20 protein-coding genes and 1 pseudogene are annotated in these 21,982 nt (G+C 45.7%); all 21 read left to right on the top strand.

The genetic code is table 11. The features are described 5' to 3' along the window. Positions 1 to 84: 84 nt before the first annotated feature. Positions 85 to 1,569, top strand: a complete 1,485-nt coding sequence (locus DSOL_RS03425) for a UDP-N-acetylmuramoyl-L-alanyl-D-glutamate--2,6-diaminopimelate ligase (protein ID WP_075363486.1) — start codon at positions 85 to 87, stop codon at positions 1,567 to 1,569. Further along, entirely contained in the window at positions 1,550 to 2,971 is a 1,422-nt protein-coding gene (locus DSOL_RS03420) for a UDP-N-acetylmuramoyl-tripeptide--D-alanyl-D-alanine ligase (protein ID WP_075363485.1), read from the top strand. The genes DSOL_RS03425 and DSOL_RS03420 overlap by 20 nt, the downstream gene beginning before the upstream one ends. A gap of 15 nt (positions 2,972 to 2,986) precedes the next feature. Continuing rightward, positions 2,987 to 3,994 carry a phospho-N-acetylmuramoyl-pentapeptide-transferase gene (mraY, locus tag DSOL_RS03415; protein ID WP_075363484.1) on the top strand — a complete coding sequence of 336 codons (1,008 nt, stop codon included), beginning with the start codon at positions 2,987 to 2,989 and terminating at the stop codon, positions 3,992 to 3,994. Positions 3,995 to 4,026: 32 nt separating this feature from the next. Next, positions 4,027 to 5,403, top strand: a complete 1,377-nt coding sequence (murD, locus tag DSOL_RS03410; protein WP_075363483.1) for a UDP-N-acetylmuramoyl-L-alanine--D-glutamate ligase — start codon at positions 4,027 to 4,029, stop codon at positions 5,401 to 5,403. 14 nt (positions 5,404 to 5,417) lie between these two features. Then, positions 5,418 to 6,512 carry a stage V sporulation protein E gene (gene spoVE, locus DSOL_RS03405; protein WP_075363482.1) on the top strand — a complete coding sequence of 365 codons (1,095 nt, stop codon included), beginning with the start codon at positions 5,418 to 5,420 and terminating at the stop codon, positions 6,510 to 6,512. A 16-nt stretch (positions 6,513 to 6,528) separates the two neighbouring features. Further along, positions 6,529 to 7,638 carry an undecaprenyldiphospho-muramoylpentapeptide beta-N-acetylglucosaminyltransferase gene (gene murG, locus DSOL_RS03400; protein WP_075363481.1) on the top strand — a complete coding sequence of 370 codons (1,110 nt, stop codon included), beginning with the start codon at positions 6,529 to 6,531 and terminating at the stop codon, positions 7,636 to 7,638. A gap of 140 nt (positions 7,639 to 7,778) precedes the next feature. Continuing rightward, on the top strand, positions 7,779 to 8,639 hold the full coding sequence (locus DSOL_RS03395) for a hypothetical protein (protein WP_235838674.1): 861 nt from the start codon (positions 7,779 to 7,781) through the stop codon (positions 8,637 to 8,639). Then, positions 8,554 to 9,426, top strand: a complete 873-nt coding sequence (murB, locus tag DSOL_RS03390) for a UDP-N-acetylmuramate dehydrogenase (protein WP_170871428.1) — start codon at positions 8,554 to 8,556, stop codon at positions 9,424 to 9,426. The genes DSOL_RS03395 and murB overlap by 86 nt, the downstream gene beginning before the upstream one ends. Positions 9,427 to 9,579: 153 nt before the next feature. After that, the gene (gene murA, locus DSOL_RS03385; protein WP_075363479.1) at positions 9,580 to 10,839 is read left to right on the top strand and encodes a UDP-N-acetylglucosamine 1-carboxyvinyltransferase; all 1,260 of its coding nucleotides are present in this window, start codon (positions 9,580 to 9,582) and stop codon (positions 10,837 to 10,839) included. Positions 10,840 to 11,027: 188 nt separating this feature from the next. Next, complete coding sequence (locus DSOL_RS03380; RefSeq protein WP_075363478.1) at positions 11,028 to 11,753, top strand: cell division protein FtsQ/DivIB; 726 nt, start codon at positions 11,028 to 11,030, stop codon at positions 11,751 to 11,753. 18 nt (positions 11,754 to 11,771) lie between these two features. Next, entirely contained in the window at positions 11,772 to 12,101 is a 330-nt protein-coding gene (locus DSOL_RS03375; RefSeq protein WP_075363477.1) for a small basic family protein, read from the top strand. A 219-nt stretch (positions 12,102 to 12,320) separates the two neighbouring features. Further along, positions 12,321 to 13,385 carry a cell division protein FtsZ gene (gene ftsZ / locus DSOL_RS03370; RefSeq protein WP_075363476.1) on the top strand — a complete coding sequence of 355 codons (1,065 nt, stop codon included), beginning with the start codon at positions 12,321 to 12,323 and terminating at the stop codon, positions 13,383 to 13,385. Between the two features lie 75 nt (positions 13,386 to 13,460). Further along, positions 13,461 to 13,652 (top strand): annotated as a pseudogene (locus DSOL_RS03365) (ATP-binding domain-containing protein); the annotation flags it as partial. A gap of 127 nt (positions 13,653 to 13,779) precedes the next feature. Next, positions 13,780 to 14,754: an HlyD family secretion protein gene (locus tag DSOL_RS03360; RefSeq protein ID WP_075363475.1), complete on the top strand. Its 975-nt coding sequence runs from the start codon at positions 13,780 to 13,782 to the stop codon at positions 14,752 to 14,754. A 15-nt stretch (positions 14,755 to 14,769) separates the two neighbouring features. Next, complete coding sequence (locus DSOL_RS03355) at positions 14,770 to 15,423, top strand: HlyD family secretion protein (protein WP_075363474.1); 654 nt, start codon at positions 14,770 to 14,772, stop codon at positions 15,421 to 15,423. A 15-nt stretch (positions 15,424 to 15,438) separates the two neighbouring features. After that, a complete protein-coding gene (locus DSOL_RS03350; protein ID WP_139314371.1) occupies positions 15,439 to 17,064 on the top strand; it encodes a DHA2 family efflux MFS transporter permease subunit in 1,626 nt (541 codons plus the stop codon). Then, entirely contained in the window at positions 17,027 to 17,497 is a 471-nt protein-coding gene (locus tag DSOL_RS03345) for a MarR family winged helix-turn-helix transcriptional regulator (RefSeq protein ID WP_075363473.1), read from the top strand. The genes DSOL_RS03350 and DSOL_RS03345 overlap by 38 nt, the downstream gene beginning before the upstream one ends. 358 nt (positions 17,498 to 17,855) lie before the next feature. Beyond that, entirely contained in the window at positions 17,856 to 19,226 is a 1,371-nt protein-coding gene (locus DSOL_RS03340) for a methyl-accepting chemotaxis protein (RefSeq protein WP_075363472.1), read from the top strand. A gap of 273 nt (positions 19,227 to 19,499) precedes the next feature. Continuing rightward, positions 19,500 to 20,414 carry a sigma-E processing peptidase SpoIIGA gene (locus DSOL_RS03335; RefSeq protein WP_075363471.1) on the top strand — a complete coding sequence of 305 codons (915 nt, stop codon included), beginning with the start codon at positions 19,500 to 19,502 and terminating at the stop codon, positions 20,412 to 20,414. 2 nt (positions 20,415 to 20,416) lie between these two features. Next, a complete protein-coding gene (gene sigE, locus DSOL_RS03330; protein ID WP_075363470.1) occupies positions 20,417 to 21,142 on the top strand; it encodes an RNA polymerase sporulation sigma factor SigE in 726 nt (241 codons plus the stop codon). A gap of 56 nt (positions 21,143 to 21,198) precedes the next feature. Next, positions 21,199 to 21,972, top strand: coding sequence for an RNA polymerase sporulation sigma factor SigG (sigG, locus tag DSOL_RS03325; RefSeq protein WP_075363469.1), 774 nt, complete (start codon positions 21,199 to 21,201; stop codon positions 21,970 to 21,972). Positions 21,973 to 21,982 lie beyond the last annotated feature (10 nt).

The following is a 21,982-nucleotide window of genomic DNA, read 5'->3' as shown; positions in this document are numbered from 1 at the left end:
AGAGGAGCAAATTGTCTATAATAACTATAAGTTGGCTGATATTAAGGCGTAAACTGGGAAAACATTGGAAGGGAATGGTTAGGAATGCCCACAGCGAAATCACTGTCAGAAATTTTGGAAGGAATCGAGATTATCTCCTCATCTGCGGACATTCAAGTCATCGTGCGGGGGATGTCAATGGATTCACGGCAAGTCCAACCGGGCGACCTCTATGTCTGCGTTCCCGGCTTTCAGGTGGACGGCCATGATTTTGCGGCAGCAGCCATTGCCTCTGGGGCTGTAGCATTAGTTGTGGAGAGGTTTTTACCTCTTGATGTACCGCAAGTGCTGGTTGCCAATGTGCGTCAAGTAATGGGGCTTTTAGCTTCTGTTGTTTATGATCGCCCGAGTGAACACTTGGAGTTAGTCGGGGTTACGGGGACGAACGGGAAGACAACGATTACTTATCTTATCGAGAAAATTGCGGCAAAACACGGTAAGAAAGTTGGTTTAATCGGAACGCTTGGTTCTCGGATCGATGGACGGGAACTTCCGGGAGAAAGGACAACACCCGAAGCTATTGATGTTCAAAAGCTTTTAGGAGAGATGGTTGCGGAAGGGGTAAGTCTGGCGGTGATGGAAGTGTCATCTCATGCCTTGGATCTTGGACGGGTTGCTGGGTGCGAATTCGCTGCCGGGATTTTTACAAATTTGACACAAGATCATTTGGATTATCATAAGACAATGGAGGAGTATCTTAACGCTAAATCTCGTTTGTTTTCCAATCTCAAAGGGAAGATACAGCCGAAGATTAGCATTTTAAATGGAGATGATCCCGCATTTTCTAAACTGAGTCAAGTTTCAGCCGCTCCGGTTGTGAGTTATGGGATTTACAATTCCGTAGATTACCGAGCTGAGAATGTCGAAGTGACCACTGAAGGAGTTCGTTTTAGGGTACGTTTCCGAGATGAGGTTCAGCAGATCTGGTATGCGACACCGGGGATTTTCAGTGTGTATAACGCTTTGGCTGCTTTTGTATGGGGGGTTGAACGGGGATATGATAAGGCGACTGTTGCGGAGGCCCTGACAGAGATTTCTGGGGTTCCGGGTCGCTTTGAGAGTGTTCGGCTTGGTCAGCCATTCCAAGTTATTGTTGATTATGCGCATACACCAGACGGTTTGGTCAATGTGGTACGAACGGCTCGGGATTTTACAAAAGGAAAACTTATTACAGTCTTCGGGTGTGGAGGAGACCGGGATCGAGGTAAACGTCCGCTTATGGGGGAGGCTGCCTCACAATGGAGTGATTTCGTCATAGTGACTTCTGATAACCCTCGCACGGAAGATCCGGATCAAATTATTCAAGAGATTCTAACTGGAGTTTCGGGAGTGGATTATGTCGCCTTGCGAGACCGACGGGAAGCCGTTTGGAGCGCTTGCCGTATGGCGAAAGCAGGAGATACAATTCTGATTGCGGGCAAAGGACATGAAACCTATCAGATTTTCGGGACTGAAGTTCATCCCTTTGATGATCGGGAAGTGGCGCGTGAAGCATTAAGGGGGTTAGGATATGCACAAGTGGACAGTTGAGACGGTTGCTCAGATTGTACAAGGGAGGGTGATTGGAAACTCTGACTTGGAGGTTCAAGGGTGCGTCATAGATAGTCGTCAAGCTAAGGGCGGGGAGATGTTTTTTGCCCTTCCAGGGGAACAGGTGGACGGCCATGATTATATTGAAGCCGCCTGGAAGAAAGGAGCGGTTCTTGCTATTGCAGAAGAAGCGCGCTTCAATGGGTCGGAAACTAAATTTTCAGTGCCTGAAGATAAAGCCCTTCTTCTTGTAGAGTCAGTGTTTTCGACATTTCGGGAGTTGGCAAAGGCCTGGCGTTTGGAACTGGGGGCTAAGGTGGTTGGAGTCACAGGAAGCAATGGAAAAACTACGACGAAGGATATGATTGCTGCGGTTCTGTCTCGACGTTTTCGCGTCTACCGCAACAAGGAAAACCATAATAATGAATTGGGGCTTCCGCTAACGGTCCTCAATGCGCCGTCAGGTACTGAGATTTTGGTACTAGAGATGGGAATGCGGGGCTTGGGTGAGATTAGAGCCTTGTGTGAGATTGCGAAACCGAATATCGGGGTGATTACGAATATTGGCACAACCCATTTAGAGTTATTACTGTCTCAGGAACGAATTGCTCAGGCGAAGTGGGAGTTAGTTGAGGCCTTGCCGGAGGATGGGATTGCCCTTATCAACGCTGAGGATTCATGGTCAGTCAAAAAGACGAGGAATGATACGCATCCTTTCCGTTTCTATGGCACTGAAGGAGAGTTCGCTCAGCCACAGATTATCGGGTCTCAACTCCGACCTTGGGGGGCCTTGGGAACGACGTTTGACGTAAACTTCCAAGGCGAAGAAACAACAGCAAATCTCCCACTGCCAGGTCAACACAATGTCTTAGATGCCTTGGCAGCATTAGCTGTAGGCACGGTTTTTGGGGTTTCGCTGGCGGATGGATGTGTGGGATTAAGCGAGTTGGAATTGTCTAAAATGCGCTTGGAAATTCGGCAAGGAGTTTCTGGAGCCACGCTGATAAGTGATGTTTATAACGCTAATCCAGTGTCGATGCAGGCTTCATTACAGGTTCTTAAAGAGCGAGCGAGTGGGCATAAGACTCTGGCCATTTTGGGCGAAATGTATGAGCTAGGAACTGCGGCAGAGTCAGGGCATCGCGAGGTTGGGCGAACCCTTGCTGAGTTAGGAGTTAGTGAACTCATTACCGTGGGCAAATTGGCAGAGGAAATTGCCTACGGAGCACGGTTGGCAGGGTACCCAGAAGATCATATTAAGGTGACGACTACCCGCGCAGAAGCAGTCACAAAAGCTCTGGATTTCCTTGCTCACTCAGGACCTGAAGTATGGGTCCTGATCAAAGGGTCGCGAGGGATGAAAATGGAAGAGATAACGATGAAACTTGAAAGATCAGAGTAAAGGATGGAATAACACATGTCTGAGCGCTTGGTCTTGGCGGCAGGATTAGCTCTTATCATCACGTTGGTCCTGAGCCCTTTCTTGATTCCGGTCTTAAGGATTCTTAAGTTCGGTCAAACTGTACGCGATGATGGCCCCAAAAGACACTTGAAAAAGGCCGGAACCCCCACAATGGGAGGCTTGATTTTTCTCGTCGGCATTATCGTTAGTGCTATGGTTGCGGCAGAACAACCCACTTCTTTGGAAATGGTGACGTTAGTGGGAATTACCCTGGGATTTGGGTTAATTGGATTCATTGATGATTTTATTAAAGTTGTGATGCACCGCTCCTTAGGATTGCGGGCCTATCAAAAACTTATTGGACAGTTTAGTTTGGCCTTTATTCTCATGTGGATTTCCGTTCGTTGGTTGGGACGAGGAACGGATGTTGCTATCCCTTTCACGTCCCTGCATTGGGAGTTGGGTTGGTTTTACTATGCCCTGATTTCATTAGTGATTGTGGGAATGACAAATGCCGTAAATTTAACGGATGGGTTAGATGGCTTAGCTGCGGGCAGTACTATGTTTTCAGGAGCGAGCTATATCGTGATTGCCTTATTGGCCGCGATTCAAGGGGGTGGGGTTGCAGTTTTGGCACACGAGACAGATATGGCAGTATTTGCAGCCGCCTTGGTTGGTGGATGTCTTGGGTTTTTGCGGTTTAATACCTATCCTGCCCGTGTATTTATGGGGGACACTGGGTCTCTAGCCTTAGGCGGGGCCTTAGCAAGTCTTGCGGTACTCACGAAAAGCGAATTAGTGTTTCTAATCATCGGGGGATTATTCGCGGTGGAGGCACTTTCGGTGATAATTCAGGTTATTTCATTTCAAACGACGGGCAAACGGGTCTTTCGGATGAGTCCGATTCATCATCACTTTGAACTCGGGGGCTGGAGTGAATGGAAGGTGGTCATCGTCTTTTGGACTGCCGCGCTGCTTTGTGCGCTTGTGGGAATTATGGCGTATATGCCTACTTTGGGGTAGAGATTAATTTTATGTAACGGAGGATTACTTACGTGGAATGGACGAAGAAACGTGTTTTGGTGATTGGTGCAGGTTTGAGTGGGCAAGCGGCTGTTCGGAAGCTTCGGCGTTTGGGTGCGGAGGTTTTTCTGACGGATAGTAAGGGGATGGAGCAGCTCGCCGGGGTTGAGGAGCTGGGTCTTGATTCGGGGCATTTGTTGGTTGGTGGTGTACCGGAAATTGCGGGGATTAGATCTGAACTGATCGTTTTATCTCCGGGGGTATCTCCCAAACTATCCCTCGTTCAGGAGGGAATTTCCCAAGGGGTTCATGTGTGGAGCGAAGTTGAGTTGGCGATGCATGATTGCCCTGCTCTTTGTATTGGCGTTACTGGCACGAATGGGAAAACGACGACCACGACGTTGATTGGTGAATTAGCTAAGCGAACAGGTCGGCCAACGACTGTGGCTGGAAATATTGGAGTCGCTTTAAGTGGGCAAGTTGAAGGGATGGATGAGAGCAGTATTGTTGTTGCTGAACTTTCTAGCTTTCAACTGGAGTTTATTGACAATCTTCGTGTCCATGTGGCAATTTTATTAAATATTACCCCAGACCATTTGGACAGGCATGGCACTCTTGAAAATTACCTTCTGGCTAAAGCCCGGATTTTTAAGAATCAAACTGCAACAGATCTGGCGATTTTAAATTGGGATGACCCTTTAGTGCGAAATTTGGGGGCGAACTTAAAAAGTCGGGTTCTGTATTTTAGTCCGACATCTTTTTTGCCAGATGGAATTAGCCTGTGGCACGATCAAATTGTTTACGCTGAAAAGGAAAAAAGGACTATGATTCCCATTATATCCCGCAAGGAACTTCAACTCCGCGGGGCTCATAATTTGGAAAACGTTATGGCTGCGGCTGGAGCAGCGAGAGCGGTAGGACTTTCTTGGACTGAGATAGCAGAAGGGCTTCGTCACTTCAAAGGGGTAGAGCACCGAGAAGAACTTGTGGGGACGTTTGAGGGGATTCTTTTTGTGAATGATTCCAAAGGGACTAATACGGATGCAGCCATCAAGGCTTTGTTAGCCTTTGATGAACCGATGGTTTTGATTGCTGGGGGAAAAAACAAAGGCCTTGATTTCCATGAGTTTATGAAAGTCGTACGGGATAAGGTCAAAAGCCTTGTTCTCTTAGGGCAAGCAGCCGATGAAATGGAGCAGGCTGCTCGAGATGAAGGGGTCCAGACGATTATCAGAGCGACAAGCTTTGAGGATGGGGTAGAGAAAGCAATCGCTGAGGCGGTGCCGGGTGATGTTGTTTTATTGTCTCCTGCTTGTACAAGTTGGGATATGTTTAAAAGTTATGAAGAAAGAGGGGAATTGTTTAAGGAGTTAGTGCGTAGGCATTATAGGGAACCCATTCAACAATAAAGGGGGAACTATACATGCGCAGGTTTCACCGACCGGATTTGGTCTTGCTGGGAGCAATTTTGGCTCTGTTGGGGATAGGGTTTGTTATGGTTTATAGCTCTAGTGCTGTTAGAGGGTACATTCAGTTTGACGATCCCTATCACTTTTTCAAGATGGAAATTTTATGGGCTGTTATGGGGCTCACGGCGATGATCTTGAGCATGTTGGTTGATCTGAGATTGTTACGAAGATTTGTTAAGCCGGCTCTGTATATTGCGATTGCCTTGCTTGTTGCGGTTAAAATACCGGGAATTGGGCGCAGAGTCAATGGCGCTGATCGTTGGATAGGTCTTGGGCCGCTGTCAATTCAGCCTTCTGAAGTGATTAAGCTTTCCATGGTGTTGGTGATGGCCCACGTATTAGCTCTTAACCCTCATAAGATTCAATCGTTTCGCAAAGGGGTTCTGCCCATTCTCGGTTTGCTTGGGGTGATTGCAGGACTGATTATGCTCCAACCGGATCTGGGGACGACCTTGGTCATCGCGGCTACGACGTTTTTCATGTTGATTGCCGCAGGAGCACGGGTTAGTCATATCGCTGGGTTAGCAGGGACAGGACTTGGTTTGGTGGTTGCAGCGATTGCGGCTGCTCCCTATCGAATGCGGCGTATTTTCGCTTTTTTGGATCCCTGGGCTGACCCTTTGGGCAATGGATATCAGACGATCCAAGCGCTTTTGGCGTTGGGTCCGGGTGGACTGTTTGGTTTGGGTTTGGGGCAAAGCCGGCAGAAGTTTCTTTATTTGCCAGAAAACCATACCGACTTTATCTTTGCTATGATTGGAGAGGAACTCGGTTTTATCGGGGCATCGTTAGTAATTTTGCTCTTTTTCCTTTTTGCTTGGCGTGGCTTTCGGGTGGCCATGAGGGCCCCAGATGCTTTCATGGGTTTTTTGGCTGTGGGATTAACCGCTATGGTGTCCATTCAGGCGATGATAAACATGGGGGTTGTAAGCGGGGTATTGCCAGTTACAGGAATCACCTTGCCGTTTATTAGTTATGGGGGCACGTCGCTCGTCTTTACCATGATTGGCGTTGGAGTGCTGCTGAATATTTCCCGGGAAGTAAGGTAAGGAAGGGGTATTTGAGGTGCGTGTAATTTTGACTGGTGGTGGAACAGGTGGGCATATTTATCCAGCTTTGGCCATTGCCCAAGGATTATTGGCGCGAGATGCTGAGACACAAATACTCTATGTGGGAATCCGAGATGGAATGGAAGCGCGTTTGGTGCCCGAGGCGGGCCTTGCTTTTGCTGGAATTTCTGGCAAAGGACTTCCGCGTAAATTAAGTCTCGATATGATAAAAGTCTTAGGTAAAAGTGTCAAAGCCCTCTGGGAGACAAAGAATATCTTGCGTGAGTTTCATCCGGATCTTGTGGTTGGAACTGGGGGATATGTCTCAGGCCCAGTTGTTTTAACAGCCTCTCTTTTTAATATACCGACATTGCTCCATGAGCAGAATGCGTTACCTGGAATTACGAATCGTCTATTGGCCCGGGTGGTACGACGTGTGATGGTGACCTTTCCCGAGAGCATTGCGCATTTTGGGGTTAAGAAAAAACTGGAACTGGTTGGGCTCCCGGTTCGTCCGGAAATCGGAAAGGTTTCCCGTGAAATCGGGGCAAAGCACTTTGGATTACGTCCAGATCGTATGACGTTACTGGTGACGGGTGGGAGCAGAGGGGCGCGTACGTTGAATCAGGCCATGACTACAGTTTTAGAATATCTCGCCCAACACTCGAATATTCAGGTGATTTGGGCAACTGGAAAGATAACGTATGGGGAAACTATTGAAGAATTTGAGAAGAGAGGAATATCCTGGAAACGTCCTGGGTGGCGCATCTTGGAATACTTAAACGATATGCCAGAGGCCTTGGCTTGTTCAGATCTCTACATTGGACGCGCTGGAGCAGCCTCTTTGGCAGAGTTGATGGTTGCAGGCATGCCAAGCTTGTTAATTCCCTACCCGTATGCAGCGGAGAATCATCAAGAACATAATGCTCAGGCCCTTGTTCAGGCAGGTGCAGCTCGAATTATTTTGGATTCAGAGTTAGATGGAGGACGCTTAGGGAAAGAGGTAAATGAACTTATTTCCAAACCCACTCTGCTCGCTAAAATGGGTGCTGCTGCTCGGACGTTAGCTCAACCTCAGGCCTTAAATAAAATTGTGGATCTCTGTAAGGCCACAGCTTGGCACTAAATCGATGCACGATGCACGATGCACGAGAGTTGGTTTCTGATTTCGAACCTCGAACCTCGTGCATCGTGCCTCGAATTCGCTCACACCTTTTTACTCCAATGCATAGCATATGGCAGAAGCATTGGAAAGGAGTGAGCGTGGTGTGGCCAAGACGAAAAATACAATTGGTAGCATCGTCTACTGCTTACGGGATAGACGGAGTTCGGGCTATGCTGAAAGAGATCCAGCTTGAATTTTCTGAAGTTGAACCGGCAAAGGAAGGGTTAAGTGAAGGGTTAAGTGAACGTTGGTGGGAGGTTCCTTCTGATGGTAAGTTCCTATCTGAGGAATTAGGACTCGCAACGGAATTGGTATTTTGGCCAGAGGTAACAGAAGAGGACGTCTGTCGAGCAAGGGCACTGGCGCTAGGAATGAACCAGCAATCGATTCAATCTTTTCTACATAACTTCTTTGAGGATGAACTTATCTTGCTGGATTCTGAACCAACCGTTATCATAGAAGGACGCCCCTTGTTAGGACATATTTTAAATAAAGCTGGGTTTGAACCATCTATACTTTGGCCGACAGCAGACGGAGAATGGCAATGCGAAAGAAAGCAGGGCATACATTGGTTATTACCTGATTTTTGGCTAAAGGGGTTTGCGGAAGCAAGTTCTTGGGGAAGAGACGCTAAACGAGTCGAAGAAAAATCGACGTGGGTGGTTCGGAAAACGGAACTCGATTTTTATCGTGCACCAGAGGGACTGAAATTTGTGGGGCATTTGCCGAGGTGGCCGGAACCGAAGCAAGAGCAAGTGGCCTGTCAGACCATAGCACGGTGTATTGATCTTGGAGTTTCTTGGTTGGATATTAAATCGGCTCTTAGCTCTCTTTGGAAGAACAAAATAAGTGCAGATAACTTGAGGTGGAACATCGATGATTTTGGATGGAATGGCGGGACGAGTGGAGAAAAATTATCCGCTCTCTCAATTGACCACATGGAAGATTGGTGGTCCGGCTGAGACTGTGTATTGGCCCCCAACAAAAGAGGATTTGTTGATCGCTTGGCAGCGTGCGCAGCAGGCGAAAATCCCAGCCTGGCTGATTGGGCGGGGTTCAAATTTGTTAATAGCTGATGAAGGGCTTCCGGGCATTGTGTTGATGACCACGGCGCTGCGCGCGATTCAATGGGGGGAATATAGGGTACAGGTTGAAGCAGGGTACTCATTAGCTCGGTTAGCCCAAGAAGCTGGAGAACGAGGATGGAGTGGACTGGAATTTGCTCGGGGAATCCCTGGGTCTGTAGGCGGTGCAGTTATTATGAACGCTGGTGCCTACGGTGGGGAAATGGCTCCTCTTATTCGGAATGTAACCGCGCTTCGGGCCGATGGAACCCTTAAGAAGTTCGAACGCTCTGAACTAGAATTTGCCTATAGATCGTGTTCTTTGCGCGGTCAGGCGTGGGTATTGGAAACTCAGCTTGAGTTTTCAGCAGGGGATCGTGAACAAATTTTAAATATAATGAAAGAGAACTTAAGTAGAAGAACAACCTATCAACCACTTGAAAAACCCAATGCAGGGAGTGTTTTTCGGAATCCACCGGGTGATTCTGCTGGTCGCTTGATTGAAGCGGCGGGTTGGAAAGGGAAAAGTATAGGCGGGGCTCAGGTTTCGACTAAACACGCGAACTTTATAGTCAATACGGGTAACGCCAAGGCTAAGGATGTGCTCGCTTTGATGGAGGATATCCAGAGAGATGTGCAGGTGAAATTTGGGGTTACCTTGCAAACGGAAGTGGCGTACTTATAACGATGCGCGAGGCACGAGGGACGAATCGAAGGCGAACAAAGTTCGCAGAATGATTAATCTCTCCGAGTTCAATTCGTACTTCGATTCGCAGAATCGAATTCACAAATCGGACATCGAGCCTCGAACATCGAACATCGAAGAGGGGGCAGGATTATGGCGATGGATCGCTATGTTATCACTGGGAAACAGCGGTTAGAAGGAACTATCAGGGTAAGCGGGGCGAAGAATTCATCCCTTCCCTTACTGGCAGCGACCTTACTGGCTGAAGGGACATCAGCGTTGCTTGAGATCCCGGCGTTAGCTGATATTACTCATATGATCGAGGTACTTGAACACCTCGGTTGTGGGGTAAGGCGCCAGGATGAGACGTTGCTTATTAATGCCGGAGCGCTAGAATCCTGGGATGTGGATGAAGGTCTTATGCGGCAAATGCGTGCTTCTAATCTGATTTTGGGTCCATTACTAGCTCGGCATGGACGAGTGAAGATCTCTAGACCAGGAGGGTGTGCCATTGGTTCTCGCCCCATGGATCAACACATTAAGGGGCTTCAACAACTTGGGGTAAAGGTTAAAGAAAAACATGGGTATATTGAAGCTTGGACAGATCAGTTACGGGGGGCCGATGTCTATCTCGATGTCCCAAGTGTAGGCGCGACAGAAAATATTATGATGGCCGCAGTTTTGTCGAAAGGGATTACAGTGATTCGCAATGCGGCACGAGAACCTGAAATTGTTGATTTGCAGAATTTCCTAAATAAAATGGGAGCAAAAGTGCGTGGAGCAGGTATGGATGTCTTGAGAATCGACGGAGTCGATGTGCTCCACCCCGCGGAACATACTGTGATATCGGACCGAATCGAAGCGGGTACGCATATGATTGCAGCGGTAATGACTGAAGGAGATGTGGTAATTGAGAATGTTGTTCCTGAACATCTGGAACCTGTGATTGCAAAATTACGCCAAGCAGGAGCGAATATTACCCTTCTTGATGATTCAGTTCGTGTTCAACAGCGGGGAAGAATTAAGGGGGTGGACATCAAAACAATGCCATACCCAGGATTTCCAACAGATATGCAGCCTCAGTTTATGGCCATGCTCTCGTGCGCAGAAGGAACCAGTATCATCACTGAAACGATCTTTGAAAATCGTTTTCAGCATGTCGATGAGTTGCGGCGCATGGGAGCGCAAATTACGATTGAGGGAAGAACTGCTGTCATTCGCGGGGTGGAAACTCTTGAAGGGGCCTTCGTTGAAGCCACTGACCTACGGGCTGGTGCAGCACTCTTCCTTGCCGCATTAGCAGCGGAGGAAGCAACTGTACTTGAAAAAGTTGATTATATCGATCGTGGCTATGAAAATTTAGAAGAGAAATATCGGCGGTTAGGAGCGAGGCTTCGGCGTGTTATTCAGTAAGAGTAACTAGGGTTGCCAGCATTGATGTTTGCAAATAATAACGAATTGTACTTTCAGTATGACTATAGCAAGCATAGTTACCGAGTATAGATAGATATAATGGAGCATTTTGTCAAGAGAAGTCTTCCGAAAAGGCATGACAGAATAGGACTGTATTCGTTATACTTGGGATAAGGAGGAAAAGCGAAATGCAACCCAAGAAAATGAATACGTCCTTTCTCAATGTCGCTGTTTTAACAATTTTACTTGCCCTAGGTTTGACTCTTTTCTTCCGTTCCAGTGCATTTACGATTCAACATGTGATCGTACAGGGGCTTAAGATAATCCCGGAAAGTCAAATTCTGAAATTAGCCAATGGAGTTCAGGGACAAAATTTATTGCTGTTTGATCAAGAGACGCTTAGAACTAAAGTTTCATTGCATCCGCTTGTTAAAAGCGTTCAGTTTCAGCGTAAGCTTCCCCAGACGCTTGTCATTCAAGTAACTGAACGGAGTCCGGTGGCCTTAGTAGCTGTTCCAAAAGGAGTCTTAGAGGTGGATGAGCAAGGCACCTTTCTACGCCGTTTGGAAAGTTGGCCTCAAACGGACCACCCGGTGATTACTGGAATTAACCTTACGGATACGGTAGGGCCAGGTCAGAATTTAAGCAACCCTTCCCTAACTGCTGCGCTTAACCTACTGGGACAAGCTCCCCCGGAATTGATTGTTCATATCGGGGAAATCCATGTCAATGCTGTTCAGCAAATAACGTTATTTCTAGACAGCGGAGTGGAAGTTCGATTAGGACAAGCCAATAGCTGGAAGGATAAATTAAATGCACTCTTTCAACTTATCAACGATAAAGAGTATAAATCGTTTCAACAAGGGGTACGCTATATCGATTTTACGGCGGCCAAACCGGTCATCGGTCGCTGATTCAGGGAGGATAAGACTATGTGGTTGCCGCTTTTAGGCTTAGTTTTGGGTTTGGCGATCGGGTATGTAAGTCCGTTTTCAGTCCCGATTGAATATGCTAAATATTTATCCGTTGGGATTCTTGCAGCTCTGGATTCCGTCTTAGGTGGGATACGATCCGCACAGGAGGATCATTTCGACAGCACAGTGTTCTTGTCTGGTTTTTTTAGTAACATGCTCCTTGCCGCCTTCTTGGCGTACGTTGGAGATCGTATTGGGGTTGATTTATATTTGGCAGCCGTTGTCGCTTTTGGCGTGCGCTTATTCCAGAATTTAGGAAGTATTCGTCGCCATCTCCTGAAAAAGTAGTTTAGACTCTATTTGCCGAAGAGGTTGGAAACTTTACTGAAAGTTTTTTGCAAAAAAAAGGTAAAAAGCATGACCATATAGAATTTGTTACGTCGTGTGCAATTAATAATGTATCGTTTTCGCACAACCATACAATTAACATTCATTGGACAGTATAGTTAAATGATAATTATGAACTGAATTTACTTGGTAGAATGAAGCGAGGGGGTTAAAGCCTAAATGCTAGAATTTGATACGGACTTAAATCAATTTGCCGAGATTAAGGTTATTGGAGTCGGCGGTGGAGGAAACAATGCGGTCAATCGTATGATAACCGCTGGATTGCAAGGGGTAGATTTTGTTACTGTAAATACTGATTCCCAGGCCCTACAGCTTTCCCATGCGGATCAGAAAGTGCAAATAGGGATAAAGTTAACGAAAGGTCTAGGTGCAGGAGCAAACCCGGAGATTGGGGCCAAAGCAGCGGAAGAAAGTCGTGAAGAAATTGCTAGGGTCTTAAAGGGCGCGGATATGGTTTTCGTCACGGCAGGAATGGGAGGCGGAACCGGAACGGGAGGCGCCCCTATCGTAGCAGAAGTAGCTAAGGAAATGGGAGCACTTACAGTAGGGGTAGTGACACGCCCGTTTACCTTCGAAGGTCGCAAACGAGCCATGCAGGCTGAAAAAGGAATTGCGGATCTTAAAAGTAAAGTGGATACACTCATTACGATTCCGAATGATCGTCTGTTGCAAGTGGTGGACAAGCATACTACGATCCATGAAGCTTTTCGTATTGCGGATGATGTCCTGCGACAAGGGGTACAAGGGATTTCAGATTTAATTGCGGTTCCAGGCCTGATAAATTTGGATTTTGCCGATGTTAAGACAATTATGTCAAATACAGGGTCTGCACTGATGGGCATTGGTTTAGCAACTGGAGAAAATCGTGCAGGTGATGCTGCCCGTAAAGCAATTTCAAGTCCACTACTGGAGACGTCGATTGAAGGAGCTAAAGGTGTGCTTCTCAACATTACTGGTGGGTCTAATTTAACTCTCTTTGAAGTGAACGAGGCTGCAGGCATTATAGCGGAAGCCGCTGATCCCGAGGCTAATATAATCTTTGGTGCGGTTATTGATGAGAACCTCAAGGAAGAAATAAGGGTCACTGTCATCGCCACCGGATTTGATCAGCATTGGGCCGGTTTTGGCCCCGCACAAGGAAAAGTTCAAGAAAACGTTATTAAACCCGTAGCGGCTACGGAAGTCGATGTTGACATTCCGGAGTTTTTGAGACGTCGGCGTTAAGAGGTTTTTAAGCATGAAGTTGAGATTTCAAAGGGTCCCTCTCTAAGAGGGACCCTTTGGTGCGTTGGCTTGGCAATAATCATTCCGTCCTATATGGCGAAGGGATTAGAATTTGATGTGGTGATCGTTTATGGTGGAAATGAGGAACACTACTCGAGTGACCTTGATAAAAAATTATTGTATATCGCTTGTACAAGAGCACTCCACCAGCTCGTGATTTACTATGTGACTAAAGAAAATTCGCTTGCGCACAAGGTCAAAAAATAAAGTAGCAATTCTTGACTTGAACCGGATTTAGGGTATTGACATAGTAATTAAATGACGATAAATTATAAAGCATGACTTACAAAGTACGCATGCGAACGGTTGCTGTACAAACATAAGGGGGATTGCAATGAAAAGGATTGTTCTGGCTATTTTGGCAATGGTTATTGTGCTTACAGGCTGTGGTGCAACAGGTCAGACTGACAAGAATCTAACTTCAAGTTCTAATGTTCAGGCGAGTAATCCGGTCTTTGTGATGGCGGGTATCATTGACGCCAATGATAAAGCGGGGATCACCTCCAAAATTTCGGCAAAAGTCGCAAGTATCAATGCTGAGGTTGGCACTGTTGTAAAAAAGGGAGACACGCTTATCTCGTTTGACACCAAAGATCTTGAAGCCCAGGTCGCACAAGCGCAAGCGGGGGTTAATACTGCCCAGGCGAATTTAGCGAAGATGCAGGCTGGAGCGCGACCGGAGCAGATTGCTCAAGCTCAGGCTATGTTGGACAGCGCCAAAACGAGTTATTTGAATGCGAAGAATAACTACGATCGGAACCAACAGCTTGCTGCTGCAGGTGCAATATCCCAATCTCAGTTAGAAACCATGCAGACCCAGTTGGCTGCTTCTCAAGCTCAGTACAAATCTGCGCAAGACCAGCTGGATATGTTGACCAAAGGGGAAACACAAGAAACCTTAAATGTTTTGCAAGCACAAGTTAAACAAGCCCAAGCTGCGTTAGAGCTAGCAAAAACTCAACTTTCCTATGGGACGATCGTTTCTCCTATTTCTGGAACAGTTAGTGCAAAAAATATCAATGTAGGAGAACTGGCCTCGCCAGGAGTCACACTGGTTTCAGTCGTTGGTGTTGACACGTTATACATCAAGGCTTCACTTCCTGATGGACTTATCGGCAGTGTGAAGGTTGGTCAGGCGGTCGTTGTGAAAGTAGCCGATATTCCTGATAAGGAATTCACGGGGGAAATTTCGGTTGTGGATCCTGTGATCGATTCGCGCAGTCGAAGTGTTTTAGTGAGAATTAAACTTGATAATCCTGATTCAATTTTAAAGCCCGGGATGCTGGCAGAGATTGGCCTTAAAAAATAAGGACAGGTGAGAAATATGATTAAAAATCGGAAAAAGCTTATTATGTTCATTGCTCTTGTGATGGTCGTTGTCTTTGCCGGTATTGGATCCTACTATTGGTATGAAAATGATTATTTTATTTCCACAGAGGATGCTAAGGTAATGGGTGATCTTGTAAGCGTGAGTCCCCAGATTTCCGGAAAACTTCTGGAATTGAATGTTAGCGAGGGGGACACAGTCGTTAAGGATCAGATCCTTGGCCGTCAAGGAATCAGTAACCCTCAGGAAACGAACATAGATCAATCAGTTTTTAGAGCACCTATTAATGGTATTGTTATCAAGAAGCAGGGAACTGTTGGTGAGATCGTTTCTCCAGGACAAACGATTGCGATGATTATTGATCCCAATAAGCTGTACATCACGGCTAACATTGAAGAAACAAAACTAGCAAAGGTAAGGCAGGGGCAGAAAGTAGATATCACCATCGACCAATTTTCTAATAAGACCTTTTCCGGAAAGGTTAAATATGTCGGGCGAGCATCCAATTCTACGTTTGCGCTGCTTCCCTCGTCAACAAGTGGTACTTTTACTAAAGTCATTCAAAAGATTCCGGTTAAAATTGAATTTGATAAAAGCGATGCAACGTTGCTGCCTGGAACGAATGCGGTTGTCAACATTCATATTAAGTGATGAGGTGAATTGCGTATGACTGGACATGACATTCAGGAAAGTGCAGGTGACAGTTTATATAAGTGGTCTGCCTTGTTGGTTGTTGTTATAGGTACGTTTATGGTTATGTTAGACAGCAGTATTGTTAATATCGCGATTCCCAAAATGATGAATGTCTTTGGATCTGATTTGGAAGCCGTAAAATGGATATTAACGGGATATACCCTCACGATGGGCGCGGTAGTGCCGATAACAGGGTTCTTAAGTGATACCTTCGGGATTAAAAAACTATTTATTTTTGCCTTGGGGTTCTTTACCCTTGGTTCGTTTCTGTGTGGCTTTGCTTGGAGTACTAATACTATGGTTGTATTCCGCGTTATACAGGCGCTTGGCGGGGGTGCTATTATGCCCGTCGGGATGTCCTACATTATGCAGATCTTTCCTATTAATGAACGAGGTAAGGCCCTAGGCTTTTGGGGTATTGCTTCAATGGCTGCGCCAGCCATTGGACCTACTCTGGGTGGATACATTATTCAATATTTGGATTGGCGCTTCATTTTCTATGTAAATGTCCCGATTGGGGTCATCGGTGTTATTGTTGCAAGTATCTTACTGAGAGAAACATCGGTAAAACCCTACACAGGGAACTTTGATTTCATAGGATTTTTCTCCTCAAGCATAGGGATCGTCAGCCTTTTATATGTTCTGGGAGAAGGAAATACTATTGACTGGAGTAAGGTTGAATTTCCACTGCTTCTCGCCTTAGGATGTTTCAGTATCCTAATATTTATTGCAAATGAATTAACCCATCCTGACCCTTTGTTAGAATTAAGGGTGTTTAAAATATATAATTTCACCCTGAGTCAAATTATTACTGGTGTCACAACCTTGGCTATGATGGGAGGAATGTATGTACTCCCTCTGTTTTTGCAAAACTTAAGAGGGTATACAGCCATGGAGACGGGTTTAATACTTTTCCCCTCCGCTATCGCTTCGGGCTTGATGATGCCGATCAGTGGGGCTCTTTTTGACAAGTTTGGGGCAAAGGTCGTCACGGTCCCTGGACTTTTAGTAGTGGCGTTTGCTACGTATAAAATGGCATTGTTTAATCTAGACACACCGAAAGCTACTATTACTTTGATTGCAACTATAAGGGGCCTCGGACTTGGATTTGCCATGATGCCAGTTAATACGTCGGGTATGAATGCGGTACCAAGGCATCTCTTCGGGAAGGCAACGGCATTGTCGACTACGGTTCGAAGTATCATGAGTGCCATAGCGATTACTTTTATGACAACCATGATTTCAAATAAATCGAGTTTTAACTACGCCAGACTCACTGAACAAATAACTCCATTCAACCAAACTGCCGGCGCTATTACAAAAGCGTTGCAAGGGGTTTACATGAAATCGGGATTATCCCAAGGGGATGCTCAAGGTAATGCCTTCATGACCTTGGGGAAGATAATTTATGGTCAGGCTTATCTTGATGCCATCAATTATACGATAGCGATTACAGTTTTTGCGGTTTTTGTGGCGATTGTTTTAGTTCTGATGATGCGTAATAATCAAAAGCCAAAGACTATCGAGCCAGATAAGAACTTGGCAAAGGAGGCGGTTCCGGATGGATCAGAAGTCGGAGTTGCCGCAGTCGTGGAATGATCCGACTGAGAGAGTTGTGTTCCTCTTTAAGTCTATTCAGAAGATATATAAAGATCAACTTTACAAAAAGTCTAGACAATTTGGTTTTACGGGACCTCAAATCGGTTTAATTATCGGCTTGCATAAAAACCCTTTTTCCACTTTGAATGACATGAGTGAATGGTTAGGCTTGTCTAAGAGTACGGTGTCAGGGATTGTGGATCGGTTGGTTAGGCAGGGAATTGTCATCAGAGAGGTTCCAGAAGATAATCGCCGAATTGTGCAACTATCACTATCGCCAGAATTCCAAAAGAATAATATTATAAAAAATTTTATGAACGAATTTATCACCAATATTTTTAAGGATATCGATGGAGAGGATCTAGAGAAAATCACGATTGGTTTGGAACTGTTGTATAATCTAGTGAAAAAGGATGAAGGACCGTCGTTATAGTAGGATTTCAATACGTATAAAGGCTTAAATCTATTATTCGGATAGGTTTAAGCCTTTTATGTAACAGGAAATTATGGTTTTCCTTTAAGGTACGTATCAACATTTTTTGAAATAATCTTATTCCGGACAAGTAGGATGAAGGAAAATAGAAACCGAACAAAGAATAAGGACGTAATAGAACGTAATAAATCATAATAGTCCTAGATGTGTCGATAAAGCGATGATGAGGAAGGATATTGGACCAGAATGTGATGTGGAAGGGGGCGACTATTTACTAGGTAGCATCAATGAAGGGGCTAGCTTCTTACTCAATAATTGTTTTTTAGAAATTTGTAAAGACTACATAAGGAAGTGCAGTATGACATTTTTCAAACGAGATACCTCACCTAGTCTGCCAGATAATTCCGACTGCGAGAAGATGTATCAATGTTTAACTCAGTGCGATTTCACGAAACCCATTGAAATAGACATTGCCCCATCAAGCCCGTTATATCCTATGGTTGAAATACTTAATCGAGTTATTTCGGAACGTCAGGTAGCCGCTTCAGCCACGCTGGGAGATTTAGATAATGCCGTGCAGCAGCTGACTGGAATGACTTCCATTCGAGAAATGCTCATTAAGATTTCGGAGCAGACGGATCATTTGGCGAATCTGGCGGCTCAGTCCGAAGAATTGGGAGCATCCTCCAGCCAAGTTGCTAATTCAGCTACCAACTCAGCGAGTTTTGTGGAACAAGCGACGACAGCAGCCGTTGCAGGTGGGGAAAAAATCCAACAGGCCATTCATTTCGTAGAGCATTCTTATGATGAATTCGCCAAGGTCAGTCAGCAAGTTCAAGGTGTACTACGTTCCATGCAGGAAATCGAGCAAATCGTGGGGGTAATCGCAGGGGTGGCTGACCAGACCAACCTACTCGCTCTCAACGCTGCCATCGAGGCGGCGCGTGCGGGGGAGCAAGGTCGAGGGTTTGCCGTCGTTGCTGATGAGGTTCGTAAACTGGCTGAACATACCAAGACGTCTGTGACGCATATACGTCAAAAAATTGAAGGAATGAGCCAAAATTCCACGGAAACAACAAATAGTATCGTCTCTCTAGCACAAACGATGCAAAATGGAAAAGGGATTATGCAGGAAGCTGCGGAGTCGTTGCAGGGAATCATTCATAACTTCGGGGCCATAACTGAGGATATTCAAAATATTGCTGCCAGCAGCCAAGAACAAAGTGCTGCAGTCCAAGAATCCGCTAGTAGTGTCTCGACTATGGCCTTATCGGCAGAAGAAATTGATCAAATCGCCAAAGTGACGGGTCAGGGTATTTACGTCATTAGCCAGGCTTTGCAAACGATACGGACGGAACAAATTGGACGAGTACATGAATTGGCGACTCATCAAGCCTTGGAGTTATACAAGACAGATCACCTGCTCTGGACGTGGCGGATCTACAATTTGCTGCTGGGTTTTGAGCAGATGAAGGCTAGTGAAGTGGGCACTCACCATGAATGTCGTCTGGGGCAATGGGCTGAAAGTAGGAGCTCTGAGCGCTGCCGTTCGCTACCGGCCTTTAAGGAATTGGAAGAGCCCCACAAAAAAGTGCATGATCTTGCTCATGAGGCCGCTCTGGCTATCGAACAGGATAATAAGGTTAAGGCGGGACAACTCTTGGAAAGTATGGCTCAAGCATCCCAAGAGGTCGTGGCTATTTTACAAGAATTACAAAGAGAGTGCTAAATTGCACTTGAATCAATATGAAGTTGAAAGCCTGTCATGGATAGATAATCAAGTCTATTCTTGACAGGCTTTTTGTTGTTTCCTATGTAGTCTAAAAATTTATCTTGCACATAAGTTAGTACATCTTGTCGACCTTCACGCGTCATTGAAGATAATCTACACTACTCGCACTTGTTCTCCTAAAAAATACCATTATAACCCACTCAATACGACAGCTTTTACCCCCTTCTTTAGATATAATTTTGAGAGAAGCGAATTGAAAGGATGCACCAGATGAGCGCAGTAGAGACTTATCTTGATCTGGATATTCTTATTAACGGAGGGATGGATACTTTTCTGCTCATGCTTATCGGCCGGATCATCCACCTCCCCGTTCTACCAAGTAGAATTTTGGTGGGGGCTCTGCTCGGTGAAATTCCGGTGGTATTAGCATGTTATTCTACTTCACCGTGGACCACGTTAAGCAAATGGGCTATTCCGTTTCTTATGGTCGGAGCCGCCTTCCCAACACGGAGTCTCTCTACTTTTGTCAAAGCGTCGGTTGGGTTTTGGCTTTTTTCGACTGGACTTGGTGGCTTTGTGTATGCCTTGTGGGGATGGGCGCAATTTGATAACAGGTTAGGTGGAGAAATCGTTTCACTGGCTTTAAACAAGGTCTGGATCCTTCCGTTGCTTGCGCTGGTGTGGTGGTTGATGCAGCGGTTCTGGCAGGGCTGGCTGGAAAGAAAATCTAGTCTCGAGCAAATCATTTACGATCTGGAAATTGACTTTGGCGGTGAAAATAACGGGGTTGTTCGCATTAAGGCGATGCTAGACACTGGGAATCAGTTGCGAGACCCGTTGACAGGGTTCCCTGTTATTCTGCTGGAAGAGGAGGTTGCGGCCACGTCGTTGCCGGATCATGTACGGTCCTTCTTAAAAATTCCATGGAAAGATTGTGCCGACCCTTGGCCGTTGTTATGGAAGGTCGATCCCAGTTTAGTAAAACGACTTGTTTTCATCCCTTTTCGAGCCATTGATCGTCAGAGTTGGCTGTTTGGGATAAGACCGGAACGAGTGACGTGTTTTGATACGAAGGGATCCCGAGAAATTCATGCAACGGTGGCACTGGTTAGTCAAGTGTTTAGTTCAGAGGGTGAATATCAAGCGTTACTACACCCAGAACATGTGCAGAAAGGTGGAGAATGATAATGAAGTGGTGGAGTAATGTTCAAAATAAGATTAAACACTTATGGTTAAGGCTTCTTCAGAGAATCAATGGAGTTCGTGAGATTTATTATGTTGGAAGCAGTGAAGCCCTTCCACCACCACTCAACTCGGATGAAGAAGGAGTCCTCTTAGAACGTCTGGAAATGGGGGATCCGTCCATTCGGGACATTTTAATCGAACGAAACTTGCGCCTTGTGGTGTATATTGCACGGAAATTCGAAAATACGGGAATAGGGATCGAAGATCTCGTTTCCATTGGGACGATTGGGTTAATTAAAGCGGTTAACACATTTGATCCCCAGAAGAAAATTAAACTGGCAACTTATGCTTCCCGCTGTATAGAAAATGAAATTTTAATGTATCTTAGACGCAACAATAAAACTCGTTCAGAAGTATCGTTCGATGAACCTTTAAATATTGACTGGGATGGAAATGAATTGCTCTTATCCGATGTTTTGGGAACGGAAAATGATATTATCTCCAAGCCTATTGAAGAACAGGTCGACCGTCAACTGTTGCATCTTGCAATGGGGAGGCTGACCAATAGAGAAAAGGTGATTATGGAATTAAGATTCGGGTTGGATAACGGAGTGGAGAAGACCCAAAAGGAAGTAGCAGATCGACTTGGTATTTCACAATCCTACATTTCACGACTCGAAAAAAGGATTATTCGAAGATTACGGAAGGAATTTTGTCGATTGGAATAACATAAACTGTGTTAGGGTATACTTCCCAACAGAATTAGCTGGGGAGGTGCTCGTGTTTGGCATTAAATAAAGTTGAGATTTGTGGAGTGAACACCTCAAAGTTGCCTGTTTTATCTAGCGTGAAAATGAGAGAACTGTTTGTGATTTATCAGGCTGGAGATCGTAGTGCTCGCGATAAACTTATCCATGGTAATCTCCGTCTCGTTCTCAGTGTAATTCAACGATTTACGAATCGGGGGGAATATGTCGATGACCTTTTTCAGGTTGGTTGTATCGGGTTAATGAAAGCGATTGACAACTTTGATCTCGGTCAGAACGTTAAGTTTTCCACGTATGCTGTCCCAATGATCATAGGGGAAATTCGCCGTTATTTGAGAGACAATAACCCAATACGGGTTAGCAGGTCACTGAGAGATATTGCTTATAAAGCACTTCAGGTGAGAGATCAACTGGTCTGTGAATGCTCACGTGAACCAACCGTGGCCGAGATTGCGAATAAACTTTCTTTGCCACGAGAAGACGTGATCTTTGCCTTAGATGCAATTCAGGAACCGATTTCGTTGTTCGAACCCATTTACCATGATGGGGGAGATCCAATCTTTGTCATGGACCAAATCGGAGATGATAAACAATCGGACACGGGTTGGATTGAAGGGCTTGCCGTTCGGGAAGCTTTGCGACGTCTCGGTGAACGGGAAAAGCTTATTTTGTCGTTGCGGTTTTTCAATGGTAAGACACAGATGGAGGTTGCCGATGAAATTGGGATTTCTCAGGCTCAGGTATCCCGTCTTGAAAAAGCTGCAATGCTCCATATGCGCAAGTATGTGTGAACTACGATGC

The organism is Desulfosporosinus metallidurans (genome assembly GCF_001936615.1).
GTDB lineage: Bacteria > Bacillota > Desulfitobacteriia > Desulfitobacteriales > Desulfitobacteriaceae > Desulfosporosinus > Desulfosporosinus metallidurans.
This window is presented reverse-complemented; position numbering and strand designations above follow the sequence as displayed.